The 21,833-nt window shown below is 33.7% G+C and carries 19 protein-coding genes and 2 pseudogenes; 5 read left to right on the top strand and 16 right to left on the bottom strand.

The features are described from left to right. Positions 1–90: 90 nt before the first annotated feature. On the bottom strand, positions 91–1,311 hold the full coding sequence (locus tag LZ578_RS05395) for an AI-2E family transporter (RefSeq protein WP_235146277.1): 1,221 nt from the start codon (positions 1,309–1,311) through the stop codon (positions 91–93). Positions 1,312–1,332: 21 nt separating this feature from the next. After that, a complete protein-coding gene (locus LZ578_RS05390) occupies positions 1,333–1,695 on the bottom strand; it encodes a PTS glucitol/sorbitol transporter subunit IIA (RefSeq protein ID WP_235146276.1) in 363 nt (120 codons plus the stop codon). Positions 1,696–1,870: 175 nt separating this feature from the next. Between LZ578_RS05390 and LZ578_RS05385 the strand changes: the two genes are divergently transcribed. Continuing rightward, positions 1,871–2,902: a lactonase family protein gene (locus tag LZ578_RS05385; RefSeq protein WP_235146275.1), complete on the top strand. Its 1,032-nt coding sequence runs from the start codon at positions 1,871–1,873 to the stop codon at positions 2,900–2,902. Positions 2,903–2,983: 81 nt separating this feature from the next. Here the strand turns inward: LZ578_RS05385 and LZ578_RS05380 are convergent, their stop codons facing one another. After that, the gene (locus LZ578_RS05380; RefSeq protein WP_235146274.1) at positions 2,984–3,490 is read right to left on the bottom strand and encodes a PTS glucose transporter subunit IIA; all 507 of its coding nucleotides are present in this window, start codon (positions 3,488–3,490) and stop codon (positions 2,984–2,986) included. A gap of 271 nt (positions 3,491–3,761) precedes the next feature. On the opposite strand from LZ578_RS05380, the gene LZ578_RS12475 reads away from it, so the two are divergent. Together LZ578_RS12475 and LZ578_RS12470 are read left to right on the top strand one after the other, a co-directional pair. Further along, positions 3,762–4,679 carry an HAD-IC family P-type ATPase gene (locus LZ578_RS12475; protein ID WP_255763952.1) on the top strand — a complete coding sequence of 306 codons (918 nt, stop codon included), beginning with the start codon at positions 3,762–3,764 and terminating at the stop codon, positions 4,677–4,679. Positions 4,680–4,681: 2 nt separating this feature from the next. Further along, a complete protein-coding gene (locus tag LZ578_RS12470) occupies positions 4,682–5,701 on the top strand; it encodes an HAD-IC family P-type ATPase (RefSeq protein WP_311198609.1) in 1,020 nt (339 codons plus the stop codon). A 104-nt stretch (positions 5,702–5,805) separates the two neighbouring features. On the opposite strand, the gene LZ578_RS05370 is transcribed toward LZ578_RS12470, so the two are convergent. Next, entirely contained in the window at positions 5,806–7,152 is a 1,347-nt protein-coding gene (locus LZ578_RS05370) for an aspartate kinase (protein ID WP_235146273.1), read from the bottom strand. A 194-nt stretch (positions 7,153–7,346) separates the two neighbouring features. On the opposite strand from LZ578_RS05370, the gene LZ578_RS05365 reads away from it, so the two are divergent. Then, entirely contained in the window at positions 7,347–7,721 is a 375-nt protein-coding gene (locus LZ578_RS05365; RefSeq protein ID WP_235146272.1) for a DUF4828 domain-containing protein, read from the top strand. Between the two features lie 56 nt (positions 7,722–7,777). On the opposite strand, the gene LZ578_RS05360 is transcribed toward LZ578_RS05365, so the two are convergent. The 7 genes and pseudogenes from LZ578_RS05360 to LZ578_RS05330 form a co-directional block, all read right to left on the bottom strand. Beyond that, a complete protein-coding gene (locus tag LZ578_RS05360) occupies positions 7,778–10,204 on the bottom strand; it encodes a glycogen/starch/alpha-glucan phosphorylase (RefSeq protein WP_235146271.1) in 2,427 nt (808 codons plus the stop codon). 27 nt (positions 10,205–10,231) lie between these two features. Then, a pseudogene (gene glgA, locus LZ578_RS05355) lies at positions 10,232–11,664 on the bottom strand (glycogen synthase GlgA). A gap of 1 nt (position 11,665) precedes the next feature. Then, entirely contained in the window at positions 11,666–12,424 is a 759-nt protein-coding gene (glgD, locus tag LZ578_RS05350; protein WP_235146270.1) for a glucose-1-phosphate adenylyltransferase subunit GlgD, read from the bottom strand. Positions 12,425–12,429: 5 nt separating this feature from the next. After that, positions 12,430–12,828, bottom strand: a complete 399-nt coding sequence (locus LZ578_RS05345; protein WP_235146269.1) for a sugar phosphate nucleotidyltransferase — start codon at positions 12,826–12,828, stop codon at positions 12,430–12,432. Further along, complete coding sequence (locus tag LZ578_RS05340; RefSeq protein ID WP_235146404.1) at positions 12,815–13,963, bottom strand: glucose-1-phosphate adenylyltransferase; 1,149 nt, start codon at positions 13,961–13,963, stop codon at positions 12,815–12,817. Before LZ578_RS05340 ends, LZ578_RS05345 begins: the two co-directional genes overlap by 14 nt. 44 nt (positions 13,964–14,007) lie before the next feature. Further along, positions 14,008–15,918 (bottom strand): 1,4-alpha-glucan branching protein GlgB, encoded by a 1,911-nt coding sequence (gene glgB, locus LZ578_RS05335; RefSeq protein ID WP_235146268.1) that lies wholly within the window; start codon positions 15,916–15,918, stop codon positions 14,008–14,010. 332 nt (positions 15,919–16,250) lie between these two features. Further along, a pseudogene (locus LZ578_RS05330) lies at positions 16,251–17,011 on the bottom strand (DUF4349 domain-containing protein). Positions 17,012–17,621: 610 nt separating this feature from the next. On the opposite strand from LZ578_RS05330, the gene LZ578_RS05325 reads away from it, so the two are divergent. Then, on the top strand, positions 17,622–18,446 hold the full coding sequence (locus tag LZ578_RS05325) for a hypothetical protein (RefSeq protein WP_235146267.1): 825 nt from the start codon (positions 17,622–17,624) through the stop codon (positions 18,444–18,446). Between the two features lie 54 nt (positions 18,447–18,500). Here LZ578_RS05325 and LZ578_RS05320 read toward each other — a convergent pair whose 3' ends face one another. The 5 genes from LZ578_RS05320 to LZ578_RS05300 all read right to left on the bottom strand — a co-directional run bounded on the left by LZ578_RS05320 (position 18,501) and on the right by LZ578_RS05300 (position 21,745). Next, positions 18,501–19,292 carry a TspO/MBR family protein gene (locus LZ578_RS05320; RefSeq protein ID WP_235146266.1) on the bottom strand — a complete coding sequence of 264 codons (792 nt, stop codon included), beginning with the start codon at positions 19,290–19,292 and terminating at the stop codon, positions 18,501–18,503. Between the two features lie 168 nt (positions 19,293–19,460). Further along, positions 19,461–19,871, bottom strand: coding sequence for a cytidine deaminase (locus tag LZ578_RS05315; protein ID WP_235146265.1), 411 nt, complete (start codon positions 19,869–19,871; stop codon positions 19,461–19,463). A 197-nt stretch (positions 19,872–20,068) separates the two neighbouring features. Next, positions 20,069–20,914 carry a DUF1002 domain-containing protein gene (locus tag LZ578_RS05310; protein ID WP_235146264.1) on the bottom strand — a complete coding sequence of 282 codons (846 nt, stop codon included), beginning with the start codon at positions 20,912–20,914 and terminating at the stop codon, positions 20,069–20,071. Further along, a complete protein-coding gene (locus LZ578_RS05305; protein ID WP_235146263.1) occupies positions 20,842–21,042 on the bottom strand; it encodes a hypothetical protein in 201 nt (66 codons plus the stop codon). Before LZ578_RS05305 ends, LZ578_RS05310 begins: the two co-directional genes overlap by 73 nt. 136 nt (positions 21,043–21,178) lie before the next feature. Further along, positions 21,179–21,745, bottom strand: coding sequence for a hypothetical protein (locus LZ578_RS05300; RefSeq protein ID WP_235146262.1), 567 nt, complete (start codon positions 21,743–21,745; stop codon positions 21,179–21,181). Positions 21,746–21,833: the final 88 nt, after the last annotated feature.

The raw sequence follows: 21,833 nt of genomic DNA, 5'->3' as shown, positions 1-21,833 counted from the left end.
AAAGTATATGACAGCCTGTCATACATGTCAATTTTTTTGTCTCAAAAAAAGGAAGTAGGATTATCCCCTACTTCCTTTTTTAAAATATATTTATTCAGAAACTACTGCTTCGTCATTTCCTTCTGTGTCAGATAAAATTACTTCTTCATCATAAGGAGGTTCCTCATGATACAGTCCAGAGTAATCTTTGTACCACTCGAACACATGAATAAACACAACTTTTAAAACGGCATATCCTGGAATTCCAATTACAAAACCTGCTAATCCAAATATTTTTCCAGCAGTTAATAAGACCATAATAATCGTAACTGGATGAATAGAAAGATTACTTCCTAGTATTTGTGGTGAAATTACTCTTCCTTCAATAAATTGTTCAATAGCAAATACAATCAAAACTTGTAATAGCATAAATGGTGAATGAACAACCGCTATGATGATGGCAGGAACCATTGCTAGAAATGAACCAATGTAAGGAATGACATTTAAAAAACCTGCTAAAATTCCAAGAACAATTCCATAATTAAGTCCAATAATTGAATAACCAATTACAAACATAATTCCTACTGAAATAGCTACCATAATTTGGCTACGAACATATTGACTAATTTGTAAATTAATTTTTGTCAGTAGCGTTCGAACAGACTTACGGTGTTTGGTAGGAATGATGGAAAGAACGATGTGGGGAATTTTTTCTCCATCTTTTAATAGGTAATAAAGTAGAATAGGCATGGTTACTAATCCAACAAATACGTTTGTTACGACTCCAAAGACACTCCCAAGACCTGTTACCGTATTCGAAAGAATATCATTCGCCCAGTTGGTAACCGAATCAACAATCGTCGAATTGATTTGACTAATTTGTTCTTGAATAGAACGAAACCAGTCATACTCAAATAATCCTAAAAGCATATCGTTAATTTTTTTCCAATACAGTGGAAGATCTTCAATAATTCCAATGGTTTGTTCTTGGATAACTGGAATTAAAATAATAATCCCCCAAATAATAAGAAGAAGTAATCCAACGAAAGTTAGCCCAATAGACCATACACGCTTAATCCCCTTTTTTTGCAGCCAGTTCACAAGTGGGTTCATTAAATAGTAAAGAATTCCTCCCAATATTAAAGGAAAACCTAAAATACTAAAGAAACTTCCTAGAGGTGTAAATAGATACGCAATTTTCGAAAAAACAAATATAATTAATAATAGTAACAAAATAATTAATAATCCCATTACAAATTTATTGTTTAAGATTAATTTATCAAACCAAGATGCTCGATACTGACTCCGATATCGTTTTGGATTTTTATCCATTTGAACTCACTTCTCTTTCGCCTATTGTTTAGAAATATATTGGATCTCCATCTCTTCCGATAATTCAGGTAACTCATAAGGAGATACATATACACTTGTTTCTAAAAAGTTTTCTTGATTAAATTCTTTAAAAACAAGGGTAACATGACCTAGTGATTGTAAATTTGCATCTACATTTTTCCCTACATGATTAACGGTATAGACTTGATTCCCAAACATAATTTGATCATTTTCATTTAAATGTATCGTTTGGTCTACCTCTTCAAATGATTGTAAAATGGAGACATTTTTAATTGCAGATGAAGCTTCTTCTCCAAATAAAACCAGAATAGGTTCCTTTTTATCAATAGCATCTTTCCCAATATGTGTAATTATACTTTTCATTATTAATGACTCCCCTTTTTCTTTTATTCATACTCTATTCTAGCATATGTACTGCTTTCTACTATACTAAACCTCTTCTCATTTCCTAAATAAAAGTTTACAAAAGAATTATTTTCACTTATTTGATATACTAAAGACAAAGAATATTTTTATATAATTAAAGGAGGAAATACGATTGGAACAAACAATATATTTAGGATCTTATACTAGAAAAGAAAGTACAGGTATTCATCAAATTACTTTAGATACTACAAAAGGACGATTAAAAAATTACAAGCTGGTTGATGAAGTGGAATCCCCTACTTACCTTACCCTATCAGCTGACAAACAATCTCTTTTTTCTGTTTACAAAGAAGAAAATGGTGCGGGTGTAATTTCTTACGGGCGAAACTCAGATGGTACATATAAAAAAAGAGCGGTAAACTCCTCTGAAAATATTCCTCCTTGTTATATCTCTTATGATGCAGAAAGAAATTTCATTTTCACTGCAAGCTATCATGAAGGGTTCGTTTCTGTCTATCAAGAGATGGAAGATCATTCACTAATCCTGCGCGATCGAATCTATCACAAAGGAAGCAGTGTCCATGAAAATCAAGCAGCATCTCATGTTCATTATGCGGCCTTATCCCCAGATAATAAATACTTGTTAGTATGTGATTTAGGTACCGATGAAGTATACAGTTACGAAGTCGCTAATGATGGTACTTTGACAGAAGTATCTCGTTATACAGCTAAACCAGGAACAGGACCAAGACATCTTGTGTTCCATCCAAACAGTTCGATCGTTTATTTACTAGGAGAATTGAGCAGCGAAGTCGAGGTATTAACGTACAATCGTCTCGATGGAAGTTTCACCCTCCTTGATCGTATTTCAACCATCCCTTCTACTCATACCTCATTTAATAGTGGCGCCGCTATTCGCGTGTCGAAAGATGGTAAATATGTATATTCTTCTAATCGTGGGCATGACTCTATTGCTGTCTTTAAAGTTTCAGATATCGACCAAACTCTTTCATTAGTTGAAATCATTCCTAGTGAAGGTCATACTCCCAGAGATTTTGGTTTATCACCGAATGATGCTTTTATAGTTGTTGGACATCAAGACTCTGATAACCTTACTTTATTTAAACGGGACAGTTTGAGCGGAAAATTGTCACTGTTACAAAAAGATGTATATGCTCCTGAGTGTGTTTGCGTAACATGGTAAGATTTATTTACTAGATAAAAATAAAAAACAGGAGCAGACTGAGGTATTCCCTCGGTCCGCTCCTATTTATGGTTGTTGATTTTATTTTGGTTGTACGCTTCCGACTACATCGTGGGCTTGAACTTGCCCTTCCATATTCATTGTTAATTCTTTTACTTTATCCATATTCGTAATTACTACAACCATCGCATTATTTTTTCCAGCTTCTGCTAGAGCATCCAAGTCACAAGTAGCAATTAATGTTTCTGCTGTTACTTTATCTCCTTCTTTTACATGGGTTTCAAACGGTTTCCCATTTAACTCAACTGTATCTAAGCCCATATGAACTAAAAGTTCTAGTCCATCTTCCAATTGGATTCCAATTGCGTGTTTGGTTGGGAATACACTTAAAATTTCTCCATCTGCTGGTGAGTAAATATTTCCATCTGTTGGAATTACTGCATAACCGTCTCCCATCATTTTTTGTGAAAAGACTGGATCAGCTACTTCAGATACCGGAATTATTTTACCATTTACTGGAGAATATAGGTTTTTCTTTTCTAATAGTCCATTTTGTTCTTTTTTATCTTTTTTAAAAAAATTGAACATGTATAACTCCACCTTTTTCTAGTTATTATTTCATTCATTTTCTATTATCTTCTTCTTCAATATACCATACAGTTGTCTTTATTTCTATTTATCACCTTTCATTTCGCCTTTTATTTTATAAGCCTTTTATGTAAATGTGAACAACTTATTGTAATTGAGAATGATAGTCATTTGTTTTTGATTGTAATTAATACAATCTAGCTTTTTAAAGTGGTATCTTATAGATAGCGAAAGAGTGTTCTATTATTATATAAAAAAAGGAGTTTTAAACATGAAGGTACTACATAAAAATAAACCAATGGTAGCTACTTTAATTAGTGGAATTTTAATTACTTTGGGAATTATTTTACAATCTCAAGATATCGGTCTTCCTTCCATCCTTATATTTATTTTATCTTTCTTAATTGGAGGATATTATCAAGCAGTTGAAGGAATCAAGGATACCTTTGAAAATAAACATTTGAACGTAGACATATTAATGGTTCTAGCAGCTTTAGGAGCATCAATAATTGGTTACTGGTTAGAAGGTGCCTTATTAATTTTCATTTTTTCTCTATCTGGTTCAATGGAAGAATATGCTACCAACAAAAGTACAGAAGCTATTTCTTCTCTTCTAAATGTCGTCCCCACCATTGCAAAAAGATACAAGATAAATGGAGATCTTGAAACAGTATCTGTTAAAGACCTTTCTATTGGTGATAAAGTATTAGTCTCTAAAGGAGAAAGTATTCCAATTGATGGAGAAATTTTATCTGGAAGAGCTTTAATCAATGAATCTGCTATTACTGGAGAGTCCGTTCCTAGTGAAAAAATTGTTGGAGATGATGTTTTTGGTAGTACCATTAATCTATTCGAACCATTAGTAATTGAAGTGACGAAAGGTTCTGAAGATACTCTTTTTGCAAAGATTATTCGCATGGTGGAAGAGGCACAAACAACTCCTTCGCAAACAGCAAGTTTTATCAACCGAATCGAAGATACATATGTAAAAATTGTTTTAACTTTTGTCCCCATTATGATTGCTATCTTCTATTTTGGGATGCAATGGGGATGGAATGAATCGTTCTATCGTGGAATGGTTCTACTAACTGTCGCTTCTCCATGTGCTCTTGTAGCTTCAGCTTCTCCCGCTACCCTTTCTGCAATTAGTAATACTGCAAAGAGAGGAATCCTTTTTAAAGGGGAGTAGCGATTGAAAACTTTGGTCAAATTGATTGTATTGCCTTTGATAAAACGGGTACCCTTACAGAAGGTAAACTTCGCGTTACAGAACATTTCATTGATGAACAATTTGAAAAGGAATATGTATTGGGAATTGTAGAAGAACTAGAGCATCGTTCCACCCACCCTATTGCTACTGCCTTAGTAAATTATGTAAATAGTCAATCTTATGTCAAAGTACCTATGGAAAATATTAGAGACATTACCGGATCTGGTTTATCTGGTGAAGTTGATGGTAGTATTTGGAATATCGGAAAAGGTGATTTTGTTTTAAATGAAACTTCTGAGAAACAAGCTCTTTTGAAAGAAGTAAGACATATTCAAGAAGAAGGAAAAACAGTCATTTTCGTTTCTAAAGATCATCACGTTGTTGCTTACTTTGCTTTATTAGATACCCCAAAGGAAGATGGAAAAGAAATGGTAGACTTCTTCCGTTCTCAAGGTGTTCATACTATTTTAGTAACGGGTGATAATGAAGCTACTGCTAAAACGATTGCTGAATTAGTTGGTATTGATGAATTTCGTGCCAATTGTATGCCCCAAGAAAAAACAGAAATTGTAAAGGAGTTACAAAAAACGTATAAGATGGTCGCAATGGTCGGAGATGGCGTAAATGATGCACCTGCCCTTGCAAATGCAGACATTGGGATTGCAATTGGTGAAGGAACCGATATTGCAATGGAAACTGCTGAAATTATTTTGATGAAAAACAAATTATCTCTACTAATCTATTCCTATAAAGTCTCAAAAAAACTGAGAAAAATAACACTTGCAAATATCACTTTTTCTCTGAGCGTAATTGCGATCTTAATCATTTCAAATCTGCTCCAAGTGATCAACTTGCCTATGGGTGTCATTGGACACGAAGGAAGTACAATCCTAGTTATCTTAAACGGATTAAGAATGTTGATTCCGTTAAAAGTAAAGGGAGTCGAAAGTAAGTCGACTACCGCTACAGTTTTAGAAAACACAAAAGGCATACCTGAATAATAAAAAAAGGAATATTCTCTAATTTTTAGAGAATATTCCTTTTTTAATTTTTCAGTCCAAACTCAACTTCAACAAAATGGAATAACTATTATAATCCATTTATATTAAAAGAAAGCTTGATAGATCGCTTTAACTGCTTTTTCTTCATCTGTTTCCACTATTCCAAACATCATACTTATTTCCGATGATCCTTGGTTAATCATCACCAAGTTAACACCTGCATCTGCTAGCGCCTGTGTAGCTGTTGCTGTGGTTCCTACTGAGGCAACCATCCCTTCTCCAACTAACATCACCAAACATACATTAGCTTGAATTCGAACTTCATCTGATTGTAATTCATTCTTCAAACGATAAAGTAATGCTGCCTGTTTACCAGGGGTTAACTGGTCTCTTTTTAAAATAATATTAATTTCATCAATTCCTGATGGCATGTGGTCCAAATTCAATTGAAGCTCTTCAAAAATTTGAGCAACTTTACGAATAAAGCCTATTTCTCGATTCATCAAATATTTACTAATATGAATACTAATAAAACCACTTGAACTTGCAATCCCTGAAAGAATCGTATCACTTTTGGGTTTTGTTCGAGTAATTTTAGTTCCTTCTCCATTTGGATTATTTGTATTTTTAACTGAAACAGGAATCCCACCACTAAAAGCAGGGAGAAGAGCCTCATCATGAAATACAGAAAATCCAGAATAAGATAGTTCTCGCATTTCTCGATAAGTTAAGTGATTAATTTTCTTAGAATTCGGTATGTAGTGAGGGTTAGCAACGTAAATAGCATCTACATCTGTAAAATTTTCATACAAATCGGCTTGAACTCCATTGGCAACAATTGCACCAGTTATATCTGATCCACCACGAGAAAAGGTAATAATTTCTTCTCTTTCGTTATATCCAAAAAATCCTGGAATAACTAGTACTTCATCCATTTCACGAAGTCTTCTCAGAAAATTATAGGATTCAGGTAAAATAGTCGCATTTCCAGGTTCACTAGTTACAAATATTCCAGCATCTTGAGGACTCATATAACGAGCAGGTATTCCTTCCTGTTCTAAAAAAGCTGCAATTAATTTTGCGTGATTGTCTTCTCCACTTGCTTTGAAAGCTTCTATTAATAAGTTATTACTCTCAAAGTTCGTTCGCAATAATTTTTCAAAATGTTTTTCAATTTTTTCCATAACAAGATAATTCAATTTTAAATCTTCTGTTATTTCACGATACCGATTTAAAATTTCTTCTTGAATCGTTTCGTATGGCATTTCGTTTAGTACCAAACGAGCAAATTCAATTAATTCATCTGTTACTTTTTTATCTTCTTTAAATCTTTTTCCAGGTGCAGATACAACTACAATTTTTCTTTCAGGGTCTGATTTTACGATATTCAAAACTTTACGAAGTTGCGTTGCATTTGCTAATGAACTACCACCAAATTTAATTACTTTCATAGAATTACCTCATTACTTTTTCTCATCTTATTTTCATTATTCATTCATATAGAATAGCATTCTATTCTCTCATCTGCAATCACTCGTAATAAAAAATATATAATTTGTAACCTGTTTGTAGTCTAAGTACTCTACCATTTTATAATGGATGGAATATAATAAGACTATCAACACTTATAAAAGGATGAAATAAATTGAAACAGAAAACGTTACTCAAAAAAGTTGTTTTTGTACTATCACTACTATTCAGCATGATTCCTTTTATGATCCAGTTACGTCTCACTCAACAAGAGAAAAAGTCCAAAACAAAGGATCTTTCATTAAAAAAATGGAAAGGACTTTGGGTATCAGATAAAGGGGATCTTTTACTGGAAATCAGTGAAAAATCAAATATCTTCATGAACAACAGCCCCCTAGAATTAACGTTACAAAATATTTTAAACAATGAGTTACTTTTTCAAGATCAGTACGGATATTCAATAAATATAACTAAAAAAAATGAATACTCGCTCCTATTATTTGATGAAGCAGAACAAAAAGAATATTTATTTTCTCGTATTGCAAAGTAAGTATACATACTAAAAAGAACGGACCTTTTTTTGAAGGTCCGTTCTTTTTATAGGCTTTATTGTGGGAGGAAAGTACGTCCCATATCTCCACGAGGGAAAATTTTCCAAATTTCTTTTGCATACCGCATGATGGTATAGTCAGCTGAGAAGCGACCTGCGTGTGCAATATTCATCAACGCCATTTGATTCCAAAGCGTACGATCTTTAAAATCTTCATCTAATTTATATTGAGCGCGAATATAACTATCAAAGTCTTTCAATAAGAAATACTCATCATTAAATTTAACTAAACTATCAAAAATATCTGCACCTTCTTGTTGAATATCAGGGATTGTTCCATCAATCAACAGATTCAATACTCGTTTCAGTCGTGGATTATTATCATAAAGGTCATGAGAATTATATGTTCCATTCGCATAATACTCTTGTACTTCATCATTCCCTAAACCAAAGATATAAATATTACCTTCTCCAACACTCTCAAAGATTTCAACAGTAGCTCCATCCATTGTTGCCATTGTTAGAGCACCATTTGCCATCAATTTCATATTGCTCGTACCAGATGCTTCTTTTCCAGCTAGAGAAATTTGTTCACTTACATCAGCAGCTGGAATAATTAACTCTGCTAGAGAAACACCATAGTTTTCAATAAAGACGACTTTGATTAAATCATTAATCTCCTCATCATTATTAACCATTTTTGCAACCGCATTGATTAATTTAATGATTTGTTTTGCGTAATGATAACTAGGTGCTGCTTTTGCTCCAAAAATGAATACACGTTTTGGCATATCAATTTCTGGATTATCTTTAATTTGTAAGTAGCGGTCTAGAATATGTAAAACATTTAGAAGTTGACGTTTATAGGCATGAAGTCGCTTAATTTGAACGTCAAAGATAGCATTCGGATCAATAACGATTCCCATTTCATCTTTCACATAGCTTGCAAATCGTTTTTTGTTTTCAATTTTTACATCTTCTAGGCGTTGTAAAACTTTTTCATCATCTTTATATGCTTTCAACATAACTAACTCGTCTGGCTCTTTCTTCCAACTTGTTCCAATAACATCATCTAACATTTCGGTTAACCCACGATTAGAGATCTGCATCCATCTTCTTTGTGTAATACCATTTGTCTTATTATTGAATTTACCTGGATAAATAAGATAGAAGTCATTTAGCGTTTCATTAATCAGAATAGTAGTATGCAGTCTAGCAACTCCGTTCACACTATGGCTTCCAATGATTGCTAAGTTAGCCATTCTAATCTGACCATTTCCAATAATAGCTGTACGATATGTCAAATCTTCTCCATATAAAGGAAGTTTTTTCTCAACATAGCGACGGTTGATTTCTTCAATAATTTGATAAATACGAGGCAGTAGATCTTTAACCATGTCAATCGGCCATTTCTCCATTGCTTCCTGTAAAATTGTATGATTGGTATAACTAATTGTTTTCTTCGTAATTTCCCAAGCTTGATCCCACGTTAATCGAACATCATCTAATAGTAGTCGCATTAATTCAGGAACTGCAAGTGCTGGGTGAGTATCATTTACGTGAATAGCAACTTTATCTGCAAATAAACTCCAATCTTCATTCAGCGTTTGATAGTAACGTACAATACTTTGAATCCCCGCAGAAGAAAGGAAATATTCTTGTTTCAATCGTAAAAGTCTTCCTTCATAACTAGAGTCATCCGGATAAAGAACTTCTGTAATTTGTTTTACTCCATCCCGGTCTTCTTCTGTACGGAAAAGGTACTCGTCTCCGTATGGGATTTCTGCAGCCCAAAGACGTAAGTTATTAACCGTATCATTTTGATAACCTACTTGTGCAGTATCATACGGAACTGCCAGAATGTTTTGGGTATGGTGATAATGTGGATGTAGTTCACCATGATCATCTGGTACCATATATACTTCTCCACCAAATCTGATTACTACTGCTTTATTTTCTTTACGAACTTCCCATACGTTTCCATTACGTAACCAGTTTTCTGGTAATTCAATTTGGTGTCCATCAATGAATTTCTGTTTAAATAAACCATATTGATAGCGAATTCCATTTCCGTGTCCAGGGAGTCCTTTTGAAGCAATGGAGTCCATGAAACAAGAAGCTAATCTACCCAAACCACCGTTTCCAAGTGCTGGATCAACTTCTCCTAGAGTAATATTATCTAGATTTAACCCTAATTCTTGTAAACCTTCCTCAACTACTTCCGTTAGACCAAGGTTCAATAAATTACTTCTTAACATTCTACCAGGTAAATATTCCATAGAAAAATAGAACATTTGCTTTTTCTTTTCGTCTCTATATTCGTCAACTGTATCTTTCCAGTCACCCATATAGTAGTTCTTAACTAAGAAACCTAATGCGGAAAATTTTTCCCTTTGTGTTCCTTCTTTATAATTATACGCATATAGCTGTTCAAACTTTTTGATATAATCATCTTTGAATTGTTCTACACTAATTGGTTGCATGTTCTTCCTCTTTCAATGATAACTCTCTTATACAAGAGAGTCATATATTTTTATATATTTTTTTGCTGGTTTTTCCCAACTAAAATCAATATTCATTCCTTGACTGATTAAGTTTCGCCAAGCTTTTGGTTGATTCTCATATATATCTAATGCTCGATAAATCGTACCTAACATTGTATAACCATTGAAATCATAGAAACTAAATCCAGTTCCTTCACCTGTAGTCATATTATAGGGAATAACCGTATCTTTTAGACCACCTGTTTCATGAACAAGGGGGAGAGTTCCATATCGTAAGGACATCATCTGTGATAGACCGCATGGCTCAAAAGCAGACGGCATCAAGAATAAATCAGAACCTGCATAAATTTGTTGAGCGAGCCCTATATCGAAATCAAGAACCGCTTTAAATTGATCTGGATATTTTTTTCGAAATAACTAAACGAATGCTCATACTTCTGATCTCCCGTACCTAAAATCAATACTTGAACGTTACGAGTGTTCAATAATTCTTCCATTTTTTCTTGAACGAGCTGGAATCCTTTTTGGTCGGTTAAACGACTTACACTAGAAATCAGTGGAATATCTTTATCAACAGGTAATCCTACTTTTTCTTGTAAAGCTACTTTGTTTTTTTCTTTTCCTTTTAAATCTTTTATAGAGAAGTGATAAGGAATTTTTTCATCTGTTTCGGGATTATTCATTTCATAGTCAATCCCATTAATAATTCCTTGTATTTTCCAACTATTGAATTGAAGAACTTTTTCTAAACCATTTGCAAATTCTGCTGTCTGTATTTCATTAGCATACGTTGGGCTAACGGTTGTAACAACATCCGAAAAATTAATACCACCCTTTAAAAAGTTAACTTTTCCGTAGAAAGCAACTCCACCTTCATGGAAGATACTACTTCCTGTGTTAAATACAGACGATAAAATACTAGGATCATAAATTCCTTGAAATTGTATATTATGAATCGTAATAACTTTACGGATATTTTGGTACGCTTCAATCCAATGATATTTATCCACTAGTAATACAGGAATCATAGCCGTATGCCAATCATTTACATGTAAAACATCTGGAATAAAATCAATTTTTTCCATCATTTCAATCACTGCCATAGAAAAGAAACCAAATCGCTCTCCATCATCCCAATCCCCATATAAAGAGGAACGATTGAAATAATCTTCATTATCAACAAAGTAATACGTTACTTCATCTAATACTATTCTTTTTATACCACAATAAACATCTCTCCATCCTACTTTTACAGTAAAATGAAGGACATCTTCTGCCATTTTTTTATATTTATCTGGCATGCTACTGTAGTAAGGAAGAACAACACGAACATCGACACCTTGTTTTACTAATTCTTTTGGTAAAGCATAGGCGACATCCCCTAGCCCACCAGTTTTAAAAAAGGGTGCTGCTTCTCCTGCTGCAAATAATATTTTCATATTAACCCTCTTCCTCCAATACTACTTCTTTATTTTTCTGTAGTACGATTAGATTATCAGGTGTCCCTTTTAATTCTACTCCTGGTTGAACAACAACGTTCTTGTCTAAAATACAATATTCTAGAACAGCACCTTTTCCAATTTTTGAACCTTGCATAATAATAGAGTTTTTGACGACTGCATCTTCTGCAACTTTTACTTTTCGGAAAATCAACGAATGATCAACGGTTCCTTCAATTACACATCCAGTAGCAAATAAAGAGCCAGTTACTTTTGCTGTTTTTGAATAGTAAGTAGGTGCTTCATTCTTGACTTTTGTCATAATAGGAAGTCGTGTATTGAAAAGCTCATTAAATACTTCTTTATCTAGCAATTCCATGTTTGCTTCGTAATACGATTCAATTGAATCTACCAAAGCTAAATAACTTGGATATTCCCTTGGATTTACATCATAATCCTTTAGATAATGAGATACTAAACGATCTGCATCCAAACGAAGCCCTTCTTCTTCAGAGCGCGCTATAATTTCTAACATTTTACGTACACTTAGAAAATAAATATTCATACTCACAGGTAGAGTTGGCTCATCATAAACGTAATCCTTCACAGGATAGGACTCTAATAATTTACCATTTTGGTCCATTCTCAGTATTCTTTCTTCAGGATGTTTTTTTATTTTATTTGTTTCAATATTTTTGTAAACGACTGTTATATCTCCTGGAGCTTCCAGATGTTGGTTGAGAACGCGCTTGTAATCCACATTCGCTACAAAGCGCCCCCCATCACTACTACATATTCAGCTTTTGATTTTTGTAAAAATTCTTTATGGTTGGAATAAAAGTCATCCTGTCCATATGTCTGTTCAATCATGAATTGCTTCATGTAGGTCTGTGAATAGGTAAATATTCCTCCCCGTAGGCGTGAGGCTAAATTCCATTCTGCCCCTCTTCGAATATGGTCATAAACTGAACGACCCGTTCCCCCAATAAAAATAGCTACTGAATCCATTCCAGCATGACTAATACTGGATAGACTAAAATCTACCATTCGATAACGTGAGGCAAACGGCAGTGCTGAGATGGGTCTCATCCATGTTAAAGGAAATAATTTTTGAGTGCTTGCTTCTGTCATATTGATAATGGCACACATACTATTCATTCTCATTTTTTTGCCCTCCAATCCGTTCTCCGTACCCTACAACTTCTATTGCTCCTTTTTTACCAACTAACTTAGCCCCATCTTCAATAATGGCGTGCTCTCCTATAATCACATAATCCATCTGTACATTTTTGCCTACTTTTGAATTTGCCATAACAACGCTATTTTTAACAGAACTGCCTTCTCCAACTTGAACCCCTTGGGAAAGAAGAGAATTTTTGACTTCTCCTTCAACATAGCAGCCATCTACAATCATTGAATGAGCTACATCAGATGTATCTGTTAAAAACTGTGGAGGAGATACTTGATTATTTGTATAAATCTGCCATGCTTCTTGTCGAATATGTAAGCTATGATTAGGATCTAAAAATTCCATATTCGCTTCCCAAAGACTTTCAATAGTACCTACATCTTTCCAATATCCTTCAAATGCATAGGCATATATTTTTTCTTTGTTTTCTAAATAAACAGGAATTACGTCGTGTCCAAAGTCTATCATTTTTTTATCAGTTTCTTTATCTTCTACCAATATTTTACGAAGTTTGTCCCAGTTAAAAATATAAATCCCCATAGAGGCTAAATTATTTTTAGGAACTTCAGGTTTTTCTTCAAATTCAATAACTTTTCCATTCTCATCGGTATTCATAATTCCAAAACGAGAAGCTTCTTCCATTGTCACTGGAATTACTCCGACTGTTAAATCAGCACCTGTTTCTTTATGGTACTCAAACATCGGTTCGTAATCCATTTTGTAAATATGATCACCAGAGAGGACCAGTAAGTATTTTGGATTTACAGAATCAATATAAGGCAAGCTGTTCGTAATTGCATTCGCAGTTCCTTTAAACCAACTTTCTCCTTCTGAGTCCGTATAAGGTTGAACAATCGTAACACTTCCATTATGACCGTTCATTCCCCAAGATTCACCGTTACTAATGTGTTCATTTAATTCAAGAGGTTGATACTGAGTAATTACTCCGAGGTTATTAATACCAGAGTTCGAACAGTTACTTAAAACGAAATCGATAATACGATAACGTCCCCCAAAAGGTACAGCTGGTTTTGCAGTTTCACGAGTCAACTTTCCGAGTCTAGAACCTTGTCCACCCGCGAGTATCATAGCTAATAATTCTTTTTCCATGGTTTTCGGGAAGATATCTTCCCTTTCCCTCCTTTTTAAAATCATTATTTCTTTTTATTTACTCCATAAATTCTTTTGGGACGTATATATAAAACACCCATTGCTGGTACGATCAAATTGATAGAATGTTCGAATTGCTTATATGGTTCTGCCATCGTTCGCATGTCTTCTTGGCCTTTTGTCCACGTTCCTCCAAACTCTTGTCGTTCTGTATTCAAAAGTTCTTCATAGATTCCTTCGTAAGGAACACCCATTTTAAAATCTCTTCTCTCTACCGGTGTAAAATTACATACGATAATTAAAAAATCTCTTTCTTTCTCTGACTTTCGAATAAAAGAAAGGATAGATTCTTCATGATTATCTGCATCGATAATTTCTGTACCGGAACGTGCATCGTCAATTTCGTGAAGTGCTTTTTGATTTAGATATAAATGATTCAATTCTTTAATATAATTTTGATATTCTTGATTAAATTCTTGTTCCAAAGAGGACCATTCTAGCTGCTCATAAAATCTCCACTCTAGAAATACTCCCATCTCATTTCCCATGAAATTCAATTTCTTTCCTGGATGAGACATCATATATGCTTGAATATTCCTCAATGTTGCAAACTGGTTATAACGATCTCCAGGAACTTTCCCTAGTAATGATTTTTTACCATGAACAACTTCATCATGGGAGAAAGGTAAAATGAAGTTTTCATTGAAAGCATACATAAATGAAAAGGTAATAAGGTTAAAGTGATTTTTTCTATGGAGAGGATCCATGGAGTAGAATTTTAAGGTGTCGTTCATCCAACCCATATTCCACTTGTAATTAAAACCAAGACCACCAAGTTCAATGGGCTTCGTTACATTTGCCCATGCTGTACTCTCTTCTGCAATCATTAATGTATCCGGATCACGATTAAATACGACGGTATTTAATTTTTTTAAAAATGCAGTTCCTTGTCGATTATCATTTCCACCATCTTCATTAGGAGTCCAATCTCCTTCGTCATAATCCAAATACAACATATTTGAAACAGCATCCACTCTGATTCCGTCTAAGTGAAATTCTTCCAACCAGAAAATAGCATTTGAAATTAAAAAGCTGTGTACTTGGTTTTTCCCTAAATCAAAATTTAACGTTCCCCAACGCTGGTTGATGGCACGATTAGGATCGTGATATTCATAGGTAGGCGTTCCGTCAAAATAAGCTAATGCATAATCATTTTTACAAAAATGACCAGGCACCCAATCGACTATAACCCCAATCCCCTGTTGATGAGCTTTATCTATAAACTCTCTAAACTCTAAAACATTACCAAAGCGAGCAGCAACTGCGTAAAACCCAGTGGTTTGGTAACCCCAGGACGCTTCAAGCGGGTGTTCCATAACGGGCATCAGTTCGATATGTGTATAGCCCATTTCTTTTACATATGGAAGGAGTGTTTCGGATAGTTCATAAAAAGAATAAGGAGTACCATCTTCATGTTGTTTCCATGAACTGAAATGTAGCTCATAAATATTAAGTGGTTTTTTATAGATGGGTTTCCGTTTTTTATTGGCTCTCCATCTACCATCATTCCATTTTTTTTCTGGTAAATCTTGAATAATGGAAGCATCTTTCGGTGGGACCTCAAAGGCTAAAGCAAAAGGATCAATTTTGTACTTCGAATTTCCTTGTTGATCTTCAATAAAGTATTTATAACAGTGCCCTTCATCAGCTTGCGTATGGAAAACAGACCAAGCCCCTGTTTCTGCAACTTTATCCATAGAAACATTTTCCCAATTAGTGAAGTCTCCCACAAGCGACACTTGCTTTGCGTGTGGAGCCCACACTGTAAACCTCCAGCCGTCTTGTTTATTTTCAAAACTTCTTTTACTTCCCATTATCCGATAACTTTCATAATGTTCTCCCTTATTGAATAAATACATCTCTTTTTCTAAATTTTCAAAAAGGTTTCTTTTCATACTACCCCTTCTCCCTTGTAAAAAACCTGCTAAATGAGCATGTTTGTATTTATTAAAAAATTATTAAATACTTCTTATCTTCATAATAACATTGCTTAGGGATTTGTGCCATTAAACAACAAGATATGAGGTATATTTCTTTTTTTATTTTTCAATATATTTCAATAATGTATGTAAACTAAAGATGGAAGCGCTTTTAATTGTGAACGATTATTGTATATTGATATTTTAAATTGAGCTATTATCTGCAATATTTTTATGATAAATAAATGAGGATATATAGTTTCGTTCAAGAATTTTTTTCGTTTTTTTCATTTAAACTACATTTCACCCTATTTCAGTCTTTTATTTTTTAAAAAAATGTAGACAATAAAAACTATAATCCCAATAATAATTAAAAATGGTAATGCATAAATGATCCAAATAAATGCATTCTGTACCCAGTAGTAAAAGACAAAAACAGAATCTAATAACGCTTCTTTCACTCGCTCCCAAAAAGGAATAGAGTCTCCACTTCTAGAAGATACTCGTTGTCTTTCTTCAATGGTCATGTGAACAGCTGTATAATCAATTAAATCATCAAAACCATCTAATTGCGATTGTAGTTGTTCTCTTTCTGAAATAGTATCACTTAGACTATTTTCAATTTGAATAATCTGATCAATCGTGTCTGCTTGTTCTAGTAACTCATTCAATCTTTTTTCTTTTTTTCAAGTACATTGATTCTTGTTTCAGTATCTCGATACATCTGTGTAACATCTTGAGAACCAATTTGTTCACTTACTTTTACAGCTTGTGCTCCCTCTATATCTTTCAGGAACGCTTCTAGATCTTTCGTTGGGACTCTAAATGTATAATTAATAGTTCTATATTCTTGGTTTTGCATTTTTGAAACAGAATTTCCTTGAGAATAAGTAGACTCATAGGAGTATTCTACATAGGCTTTATATTTCGATACGGTTTCCATTATATAATTGATTGTATCTTCATAATGGACCGTTTTATAACTTACATCTACCGTCTTAATAACTTTATCTCCTATTAGTTTTATCCCTTGTGATTCTTTATCTTCTGAATCCACATCTGTGTCCATCGTCATTTCTTCCATCCCAACGTTTTCAACCGTTTGGCTTGTGTCATTATTAGGTGTAGAACATCCGAATAACAACATTGAAAATAAAATAAAAAATAGGTTCCTTCCCCAGTTTTTCAAATCTATCCCCTCGCTCTATTATCATATTTATTCCCTTTATTATAGCAATTTTCCAACTAAAGTGAAAGCGCTTTAGTTTTTAATAATAAAAAAAATAGTATTCCAATTAAGGAATACTATTTTTTCCGCGGCATGATTTCTCATGGATAAATCCCGGTTCACAACAGTTTTTATCAAACATCCACATCCTGTGGTGTGCCGAAGCACATATGTCCCGCTACAACTGCAATCATCAACTGCCGAAGCAGAATGGTAAAACCATCTGATTGCTTGTCGCCTCATCGCATAAAGAATATATTATCATAATAACTTTCATAAAGCAATACCTATTTTCTAAAACTAGGTAAACTAATATAAAATCATTTTCTGAAAAATGTTTTCTGCACTCTTCCTTAAAACCAAAAGCCAGCTTTTTTATTTTACCTCTTGCCTTCAGTATCTTTATATTTTAAGCTAGTAGGTATGAACTAAAAAAGGAGAAAAACTAAATATGAAAGAATGCTATTTTTGTCATAATGAAATACCTAAAGATGCTATTATTTGTCCGATGTGTGGATCTGATTTAAGTACTGTTGAAGAATACAAGCCCTCTCCAAACCCCTCAAAAGAAGAACCCCGCTATACCCAAGAATCATTTCCTAGAGAAAAAAGTGGGACTAGGAGAAAGAAGTCTTCTTTTAAATTGAATCTTCTATGGCAAGCAAGTATTCACTACTTAGCTTTTAATTTGAAACGTAGTATCGATCCAATTCAAAATGAATCAGAATTTGAAAAAAGCCCTATCTTTGGTTATGTCAATATCGTCCTTGCGTCTATCCTATCTTCGGTTATATTGGCAAGAATTGTTTCGGCTATAGAAAATAGCTACCAACTCCTATCTCAAATCTCTATTCTACCTAACCTCATTTTTCAATTTAACTTATTTGAATGGATATGGAAGTTAAGCATTATTTTTATCTTATTCTTTTTATTTTTCCCCATTATTCTTTACATCTTTAAAAGAATAACAAAGAAGGAATCCTTTATTTTTCACAATACGATTACACCGTTTGTTGGGATGAATTCCTTTACTTACCTTCTCCTCTGGATTGGTTTGATTATGAATCTAATTGCTCCATTGGCAATGGCACTTCCAGCTATTCTACTTATTTTTATTCATAGCCTTTCTTATTTCGTTTCCTTTGTTTCAGCAACTCACCTATATTTTACCCAGCAAGGGAACTCTATAAGCAAATCATTTCAATGGTCTCTTTTCGGTGTAAGTATTCACTCTATTTTATTAAGTACGATTGCCTATATATTCATTAAACTTTAACCATATAAAAAAATAGGGGAAGAACGTTTTTAAACTTACGTTCTTCCTCTATTTTTATCTGTTTTCTGGTCTAGGTAATAGTGAATAACGATTCTTATAAAATGTTAAACCACTCAATAAAATCAGAACAACAATCCCGACTAAAGCGGTCCATTCTATTCCAGGATATTGTCCTTGGAAACCATTGGTATCTTTTAGAAACTGATAAATCCCCCAAAATCCCCAAGCAATCGGTAAAGGAAATGCTGCGTTTCTGACTTTTAATAAAACCAATGCAGTAAGAACTACTGATACTCCTAAAATAATCATCGCCCATGTTGAATCAGCAATGGAGAATCCATTCCAATTATTTTTAACTAGTAAAGCTGCAATATTTATTACGGTTGCAATGAAAACCCAACCAGAATATAATCCAAACGTTAACGGTAAAAGGATTTTCTTTTGACTATGAATAGGAATCAGCTTTTGAGAAATAAGTGTGAGCATTACTAATAACAAGAAGATAAATACAACAGACAGTACTAATTGAAGATAAGAAAAACTTACAATCCATAGAATATTGAATAAACAACTCAACCAGAATAACATTGAAATCCGATCAATACTTTTTCTATAGTATTCTTTATCATGTTTGATTATTAAAACAATTAAACTAGTAATTAATAAGACATAAATGACACTCCAAATACTAAACGTCATCGGTGCTGGTGTAATGAGAGTTTGGTACTTATCAGAAATATCTTTTTGAGATAATCCGTTAATAAGACCAAATGCACCTGCTGCGTTTGCTGCTAGTGTAGTTGCTAACAAAATAATATTAATCCACGCTTTTTTAACTCGGCTCATAATACTCCTCCTTTTTTTATCCAATACAATAAAACGAATGACTTAGCAAATTTTTGCTAGAAAATATAAATTAGTTCACCTTTAGATTACACGCACAAAAGATATATGTCAAAAATAATAGATCCTTTTTCATGAAGAAAGAGAAGGGCTTTCGCCCCTCTCTCCTTTTTACATATCCATAGTTGAAAATGCAAAAGGTACTAACTCTTCTACATTTGTGGTCAACACTTCATTTTTGTTATTCGTTAGATAAACAGATGTATGAGGTTGACACAGTTCTACCATCACTTGGCGGCAGATACTACAAGGAGGTAAGAAATCTTCGGTGTTACCTGCAACACCAATTGCAACTACTTCTTTGTTAGTATACCCTTGTGTAACTCCAGTAAAAAGAGCCGTTCTCTCTGCACAATTTGTAGCGCCAAAAGAGACATTTTCTATGTTTACTCCCGTAATAATAGTACCATCTTGATAAAGAACAGCAGCTCCCACATGGAAATGTGAATACGGGGCATACGCTTTTTCTTTAATCTCTCTGGCTTTCTTTAATAATAGTTCTGCTTGTTCTTTCTGATTCATCGACTATCAAGCTCCTTTAATCATTTATCTTTAAATTTAAAAGGTAGGGAATCTCTATTTTATCATATATATGCACTTGATTCTTCTTTTCTTATTAATTCTGATCAATATATTTTTTACCAATTCTTTATTTATTATTTTTTACAAAAAAAACGCGACAAAATGTCGCGTTTCCTATTTCTGTAAAGTAATTATTCTTAATTAAAAACACTACTAATTGCTTGCCAGATTTCTTTGAAAAAATTACCAATTCGATCGAAAAAGCCACTTTCCTCTGCTTGGCTAATTAGATCTGAAACTTTATCTTGAACACTACTAGATAGGTTAAGAAGCTGTTCCTTTACTTCTGTAGAATCAATAGCAGAAGTTTTTTGATATTTTTCAAAAAGTGATAGCAGCTTATCAAATTGTTCTTGAGTAACCATATTTTCTAAGTCAAACTTGGATAATGCTTCATTAATGATTCTTTCTACGTCTTCTCGTGTAGCAAGCTCACCTTGTTTTTCTTTTAAATCAGCTAAGGCTTGTTTAATTTCAATAATAGCTTGATCTAATTTAGAAGAATCAAACCCTTCACTCTCAGCGTTTTCTTGAGCAATTTCATTTGTGGTTTCTAGTTCTTCTTGAGCTACTTCCATACGATCCTGATCTAATTTCTCACCATTCTTATCAAAGGCTTTATAGATACCAGTCAAGGCACTTTCACCAGTAACACGACTGATACTCGCTATAACTATTTTAGCATCTGCAACGCCCGCAGTAATCGAAGCGTTCGTATACTGATCAGAAGTAATTTGGGTGATTTGTTCTGGATTCTCTATAATAACTTCAACACCTTTTCCGGCATTTTGTTTCTGCACAAGAACGGAAGAAATCATTTCTGATGTCTGAGTATCCCCATCATTCAAATAAAACTCTAAATCTTCACCTGTTACTGGAAGACTATTTACGTTATCCATATCTTCAATGTCTAATAATTCTGCTGTTTCTTTAATTTGAGCATCAGATAAGCCACCTCCGTAAACAAACGTAGGCTTCCCCACTTTTCATTAATAACGGTCGTATCAATCCCATTAGAACTTGCTTGAGCAGTTAAAGGTGCTACAAGGGGTACAATTCCAATAGCCATTAATCCTGCTAGCAGTTGTATTTTCTGCTTCCATTTTTTCATTCTTATCCCTCCAAAACATTTCTATGAATAAGTGTACTCCAAAAAGAAGTGAAAGTCCTCCGACTTGAGCCCTATTATACTTTTCTTATCATTTTGAAGGGGTTCCTCATTTATGTATACTGACTAGCTATATGAATTATTTAATATAACTAGTAGATTTAACTCTACTTTGTTTTCCTACAGTCTTCCACACTATTTTAGCCAGCCAAAAATCAACCATACTATGAACCACTGTTCCAACCCCTACTAAGAGCATGACTGACATTAACATTCCTTGGTTATAATAATCGGATGATAAATTTCCTGAGAAATAAAATAAAGAAACAACGATAACTTCACATAGTGCATGCAGAATTCCCAAGGATAAATTAAACATCCAAAATGATTTTTGATTTTGGAGTATGTTCGGACGTCTGCTTAATATCTTAGCACCTACAAAAGCGAAGATCACATGGCTCGCAGCTCGTAAAGCAATGACAATTGGAAACCCTCCTAATAGAAAACCAAATGCGGTTCCGATTGCTACAGCTGCTGCTATCGCTGGGGATAAAAACATAGCAATCATTGTAGCTACGTGACTTGCTAAAGTAAAAGAAGCTGGCTCTAAAATAATTTTTAAAGGTGAAATCATTGGAATTAAAATTCCGATAGCAATTAATAATGCTGCAATTGTAACCTTATAAGTATTCGCTTTTTTGTTCAAGAATCATCATACCTTCCTAAAAGTCTTTACATGTGTCTTGACACCTGCACCGTTTATTATAAGTCACTTTTGAAAATAAGCAAGCATT

Origin of the sequence: Jeotgalibaca sp. MA1X17-3 (assembly GCF_021513155.1) — a bacterium.
GTDB lineage: Bacteria > Bacillota > Bacilli > Lactobacillales > Aerococcaceae > Jeotgalibaca.
Note: the sequence above shows the minus strand (reverse complement) of the source record. Positions and strands in the feature narration are given on the sequence as shown.

Coding starts and splice junctions, on each gene's coding strand:
- LZ578_RS05395 (WP_235146277.1), bottom strand. CDS start 1,311: ATGGATAAAAATCCAAAACGATATCGGAGTCAGTATCGAGCATCTTGG.
- LZ578_RS05390 (WP_235146276.1), bottom strand. CDS start 1,695: ATGAAAAGTATAATTACACATATTGGGAAAGATGCTATTGATAAAAAG.
- LZ578_RS05380 (WP_235146274.1), bottom strand. CDS start 3,490: ATGTTCAATTTTTTTAAAAAAGATAAAAAAGAACAAAATGGACTATTA.
- LZ578_RS12475 (WP_255763952.1), top strand. CDS start 3,762: ATGAAGGTACTACATAAAAATAAACCAATGGTAGCTACTTTAATTAGT.
- LZ578_RS05370 (WP_235146273.1), bottom strand. CDS start 7,152: ATGAAAGTAATTAAATTTGGTGGTAGTTCATTAGCAAATGCAACGCAA.
- LZ578_RS05360 (WP_235146271.1), bottom strand. CDS start 10,204: ATGCAACCAATTAGTGTAGAACAATTCAAAGATGATTATATCAAAAAG.
- LZ578_RS05345 (WP_235146269.1), bottom strand. CDS start 12,828: ATGAGAATGAATAGTATGTGTGCCATTATCAATATGACAGAAGCAAGC.
- LZ578_RS05340 (WP_235146404.1), bottom strand. CDS start 13,963: ATGGAAAAAGAATTATTAGCTATGATACTCGCGGGTGGACAAGGTTCT.
- glgB (WP_235146268.1), bottom strand. CDS start 15,918: ATGAAAAGAAACCTTTTTGAAAATTTAGAAAAAGAGATGTATTTATTC.
- LZ578_RS05325 (WP_235146267.1), top strand. CDS start 17,622: ATGAAAGAATGCTATTTTTGTCATAATGAAATACCTAAAGATGCTATT.
- LZ578_RS05320 (WP_235146266.1), bottom strand. CDS start 19,292: ATGAGCCGAGTTAAAAAAGCGTGGATTAATATTATTTTGTTAGCAACT.
- LZ578_RS05315 (WP_235146265.1), bottom strand. CDS start 19,871: ATGAATCAGAAAGAACAAGCAGAACTATTATTAAAGAAAGCCAGAGAG.
- LZ578_RS05305 (WP_235146263.1), bottom strand. CDS start 21,042: ATGAAAAAATGGAAGCAGAAAATACAACTGCTAGCAGGATTAATGGCT.